The organism is Microcystis sp. LE19-10.1B, assembly GCF_027530565.1.
Lineage (GTDB): Bacteria > Cyanobacteriota > Cyanobacteriia > Cyanobacteriales > Microcystaceae > Microcystis > Microcystis aeruginosa.
The window spans coordinates 1-3,965 of record NZ_JAPZQM010000122.1 but is presented as its reverse complement, the minus strand read 5'-3'; the positions used below and the strand labels follow the sequence as shown (position 1 = coordinate 3,965).

6 protein-coding genes are annotated in these 3,965 nt (G+C 42.3%); 3 read left to right on the top strand and 3 right to left on the bottom strand.

The window, feature by feature from the left end; translation table 11 throughout:
• Together O9332_RS04460 and O9332_RS04455 are read left to right on the top strand one after the other, a co-directional pair.
• Positions 1-209, top strand: a 209-nt coding sequence (locus O9332_RS04460; RefSeq protein ID WP_288023868.1) for a hypothetical protein, incomplete at its 5' end; no start/stop codon positions are given.
• Positions 197-616: a GAF domain-containing protein gene (locus tag O9332_RS04455; protein WP_002764008.1), complete on the top strand. Its 420-nt coding sequence runs from the start codon at positions 197-199 to the stop codon at positions 614-616. The genes O9332_RS04460 and O9332_RS04455, both read left to right, overlap by 13 nt.
• On the opposite strand, the gene O9332_RS04450 is transcribed toward O9332_RS04455, so the two are convergent.
• The 3 genes from O9332_RS04450 to O9332_RS04435 form a co-directional block, all read right to left on the bottom strand.
• A complete protein-coding gene (locus O9332_RS04450; RefSeq protein ID WP_288023866.1) occupies positions 596-1,789 on the bottom strand; it encodes an NAD(P)/FAD-dependent oxidoreductase in 1,194 nt (397 codons plus the stop codon). The two genes, O9332_RS04455 and O9332_RS04450, sit on opposite strands and share 21 nt — an antisense overlap.
• A 563-nt stretch (positions 1,790-2,352) precedes the next feature.
• Positions 2,353-2,643 (bottom strand): circadian clock KaiB family protein, encoded by a 291-nt coding sequence (locus O9332_RS04440; RefSeq protein ID WP_002757114.1) that lies wholly within the window; start codon positions 2,641-2,643, stop codon positions 2,353-2,355.
• On the bottom strand, positions 2,640-3,506 hold the full coding sequence (locus O9332_RS04435) for a response regulator (protein WP_002757113.1): 867 nt from the start codon (positions 3,504-3,506) through the stop codon (positions 2,640-2,642). Before O9332_RS04435 ends, O9332_RS04440 begins: the two co-directional genes overlap by 4 nt.
• A gap of 261 nt (positions 3,507-3,767) precedes the next feature.
• On the opposite strand from O9332_RS04435, the gene O9332_RS04430 reads away from it, so the two are divergent.
• Positions 3,768-3,965, top strand: a 198-nt coding sequence (locus O9332_RS04430) for a helix-turn-helix domain-containing protein (RefSeq protein WP_272081317.1), incomplete at its 3' end; no start/stop codon positions are given.

The following is a 3,965-nucleotide window of genomic DNA, read 5'->3' as shown; positions in this document are numbered from 1 at the left end:
AGGAGCCAGAAAAAGATATTTATCAGAAAAGTCATGAGCAAGCTAGAGGTTTAAAGACTGAGCGGGTTCCAATTATTTTTATTAATAAATATTTTACACAATTCATACCAGGTAAGCAAGAGAGCTACGCCACTACTACCGAATCATTACCTTTTTTTGATTATAACACCCCATTTCCTCAACCCCTAACCCCATTATGGAAAAATTAACTAATCTCGATCGCATTGCTGAAGAAATTTTAGGTTTAATTCCAACAGAAACGGTTATTATTGCCGAATTTGACGGTGATAGTATTGATTATCGTGCGGGTGCGGGTAAAAATACCCAGGCAATTGTGGGCAAAAGGGGTGATATTGCCACGTCGGGATTGTGTACGGTGGTTTACCAGGATAGTTGTCCGGTGGTGGTAGGACAAACCCTAGGAGATAATCGCATCCGTCAGGATATAGCGGTGGCTTTGGGGATAAAAACGGCTTTAGCTGTGCCAATTAGGATTAATAATCGGTTATTTGGTGCAGTAATGCTGTTAAACCGTCTCGATGGTCAGGAATTGACCGATCGAGATAGTTTATTAGTGGAGGAATATCTGAACTCGCTACTCAGAAATGAGGGATAGAAGCGGTTGGGTAATCCAGTTGAATGCTACGGCGATTTGATGGTTAAGGGTGGGCAGACGGTAGAGATAGACTAAGCGACGGGTAAGATGGGCAAGGGGACCGGCTAATTGTAGTCCTAAACCGCTAATCGTAGCCTCATCGACTCCGAGGGTCAACATTTCGCCTAAAGGTTGATAACGGAAGGGTAAAGCTGGTTTATCGTGGAAACTCGCCCAAATATTCCAAGCGCAGTAGTCGGACTGTTGAAGGGCGACCTGAGCCGTGGCAGCGTAGGGTTTATCGTCTTGATCGCGACTATCGGCCGCATCGCCGATCGCGTAGATGCTGGTGTTTTCGACAGTTTGTAAATATTGATTAACTTTTAGTAATTTGCGCTCATTATGTGCTATGGGCAAATTAGCGAGCAGTGGGGAGGCGATCGGGCTAACGGTCCAGAGAACTAGATCAACGGGGATCTTGTCTATCTGTCCTTTGTAGTCAAGGGAGAGGCAATCAGCTTGAATGTCGGCGACGGTGGTTTCTAGGTCTAACCAAACCAGACGTTTTTCCAGGGCTTTTTTGGCGGTTTCGCGGTTAAATTGGGGTGAAAGGGCAATTATATCGCTATTTCTTTCGATCAGACGAATTCTTCCCCTTTCTCCGAGGCGATCGGCCAGCTTACAGGCTAATTCTACGCCGCTATAACCGCCCCCGATAATGGCGACCCGAATTTTATCGCGATCGGATTGTTCTAGGGTTTTGAGTCGATCCCGAAGACGATAGGCATCATCGAGACTACGAAAGGGGATAGCGTGGGTTCTGGCCCCGGGTAGGAAGTCAAGGGAGGATTGACCACCGAGGGCGATCACGAGGCGGTCATAGCATATATCGTTTTGATTGTCAAGGGTTATTTTATGATTATTAACATCGATCGCCGTGACGGTTCCCTGTTGGAAGTCAACGGGGGTATTAGCGAGCAATTCGCTGAAAGGGGGAGCTATTTCCCAGGATTGCAGTTCTGAGGTGACTAATTCGTAGAGAAGGGGAGAAAATAAAAAGCGATCGTTTTTATCAATTAAGGTAATTTGGGGGGGGTGTTGATCAGTCCAAGGCAATTGACTCAAACGTAGAGCAGTATAGAGTCCACCAAAACCACCACCGAGAATACAAATTTTTGGGATTGAGTCAGTCATATCGATCGCTGAGGGTTTTGTTTCTTATTTTGACACTCCCTGCCGTAAAATGGACGGGGAACCTTAAACCCAAATTTTCGGTAAAGCGAGCAAAGAAAAATCTTTTTATTCATCTACCCAGCCAAATCGTCAGCAAAGCCACAATTGTAGCCAGAAAAAGGATATGATTCATCCAATCGTCGAAGGACCAATTTTTAAACATAATCACTATTAGCGTAGAAAACTTTTAAACCTACATCCAATCCTACACATTTTTTAGTCGGTTCTAGCGGTTTTGCATCTTCCCGAATATCAACGCTTAGACAGAATTGGACATAATAAACATTTGAACGATTATTTTTCTGAAACTTAGGATAATCATTGTTTATCGACCTTAAACAACTACTTATATGCTAACCTATACAGCAGAGATTGTCAAGATTTAAGTCGTGCTTCGCTGTTTTATATTGGTTGGGGTTTCATCTCGTTAAAAGCGAGAGTCTTCACCCCGACATTTGAGATAAAATTAAGATTAGAGCTTATTAGAGAGGAAAAACCTAACCAGAAGAATTTTTAGGTGAATCCTAATTGCGATGGGAGTCTTTGGGAATAACATCCAAACCGAGGAGAACCTTTTGAGTATTGGACATATCGCCGATAATTCTTTGTAGGGGTGGGGGAAGTTGTTTGACTAAAGTAGGAGTTACGAGAATTTTATCCTGTTCCGCTAATTGGGGCTGTTCGAGAACATCAATTATTTCTACTGTATAAAGATCGGATAACTCCTCGCGACAGATACGAAAAATATTGGCGATCGCCCTCTGGGATTTACTTGAATCGCCCATAATGTAGAGTTTGAGAAGATATTGACTCATGATTGCGTGTTATTGAACAGTTTAATGTTGCTGAGACCGATATAGTATTTACGATAGAAAGAGACGAGATAACCCATCAATTCCAAGACCATGAGACGACCTTCGCTAACGTAGGCCTGCGCTTTGGCCAGGGTGACATCCTGATTTTTTTGGCGTAGGGTGGTGGTATGAATATCCACCACATCGCGAGGACTAGCTTTTAAGAATCCTAACTTATCGGCCAAGCTTCGCAGTCGTTCCGATAGATTATGTTCCACTTTGTATGCTTGTTCTTCTAAAGCTAAGTCTAATAACTCTCCGTAATTTTGGACTAATTCTTGAAAAATATCGGGAATACTCTGCTTTATTGCCTCAGAACCGAACATTTTCGCCGTGATGCTAGTTTGTACTCCCTTGATCAACTGTTCCAGTTCGCGAAATTCCTCTTCCTGTTGTTGATGTTTAAGATTGAGGATATATTGCTGACGTTCGATCGCCACACGAATTTGATAGACTAAAAGACTACTATCGATATTATTTAACTGAATATAACCGTCAGCACCCAGTTGAAAGGCTTTAACGACTAATTTCTCATCATTGCTAGTAGTTTGAACCACTATCGGTATATCAGAGGCTAATTCTCTGGTTTTGACTAGAATATTTAAGCCGGGGGGGACAGAGATTTCCAAGCTTAAGAGGATGAGATCAAATTTCTCCCCTGCTAGTTTTTCGGCAGTTTGCTGTAGATCCTGAGCTTGGGTGAGGGTAAAAGTCAACCCCCCGGCCAGGGAACATTGGGGGGCCTTTAACAGCAATCTCTGGATTAATTTAACAGTCGTCGGTTCATCCTCTATCAATAAAATCCTACAGAGATCCCTAGTCATTGTTAATCGATCGCTAAAATTATCTTTTTTCCCCTACTTTCATAGTACGCTCATCTTTGGGAAACGCAAGGACAAAATCACAATCTAGCACCCGCTATCTCGAAGTCTTATTCTACCGCTCAACTAAACTTACTCAAACTTACTTAGGGTTTGCTGAAAAAGTTTGTTGGTGGGGTTAGGATTCAGGAGTCAGGATTCAGTAGACCTCCTGCAAAAATAGGAACTGATTATGTAAAATAAAGTAAAACACTCAGAAAAACAATGACTTACGAAAAAGTAAAAAATTTGAATCCAGAAGAGTTTAAACGCTTTTGTGGGGTATATCCTGAAACATTTAAGGATATGGTGAAAGTTCTGGCCGCCGAAAAAGTTCTGCAAAAAAAATCGGGAAGACCAAGTAAATTAAGTTTAGAAGACCAAATCTTGATGACCTTAGAGTATTTGCGGGAATATAGGACT

Excerpts from the sequence above, each read along its gene's own strand:
- O9332_RS04440 (WP_002757114.1), bottom strand. The coding sequence starts at position 2,643 with ATGAGTCAATATCTTCTCAAACTCTACATTATGGGCGATTCAAGTAAA.
- O9332_RS04450 (WP_288023866.1), bottom strand. The coding sequence starts at position 1,789 with ATGACTGACTCAATCCCAAAAATTTGTATTCTCGGTGGTGGTTTTGGT.
- O9332_RS04435 (WP_002757113.1), bottom strand. The coding sequence starts at position 3,506 with ATGACTAGGGATCTCTGTAGGATTTTATTGATAGAGGATGAACCGACG.
- O9332_RS04455 (WP_002764008.1), top strand. The coding sequence starts at position 197 with ATGGAAAAATTAACTAATCTCGATCGCATTGCTGAAGAAATTTTAGGT.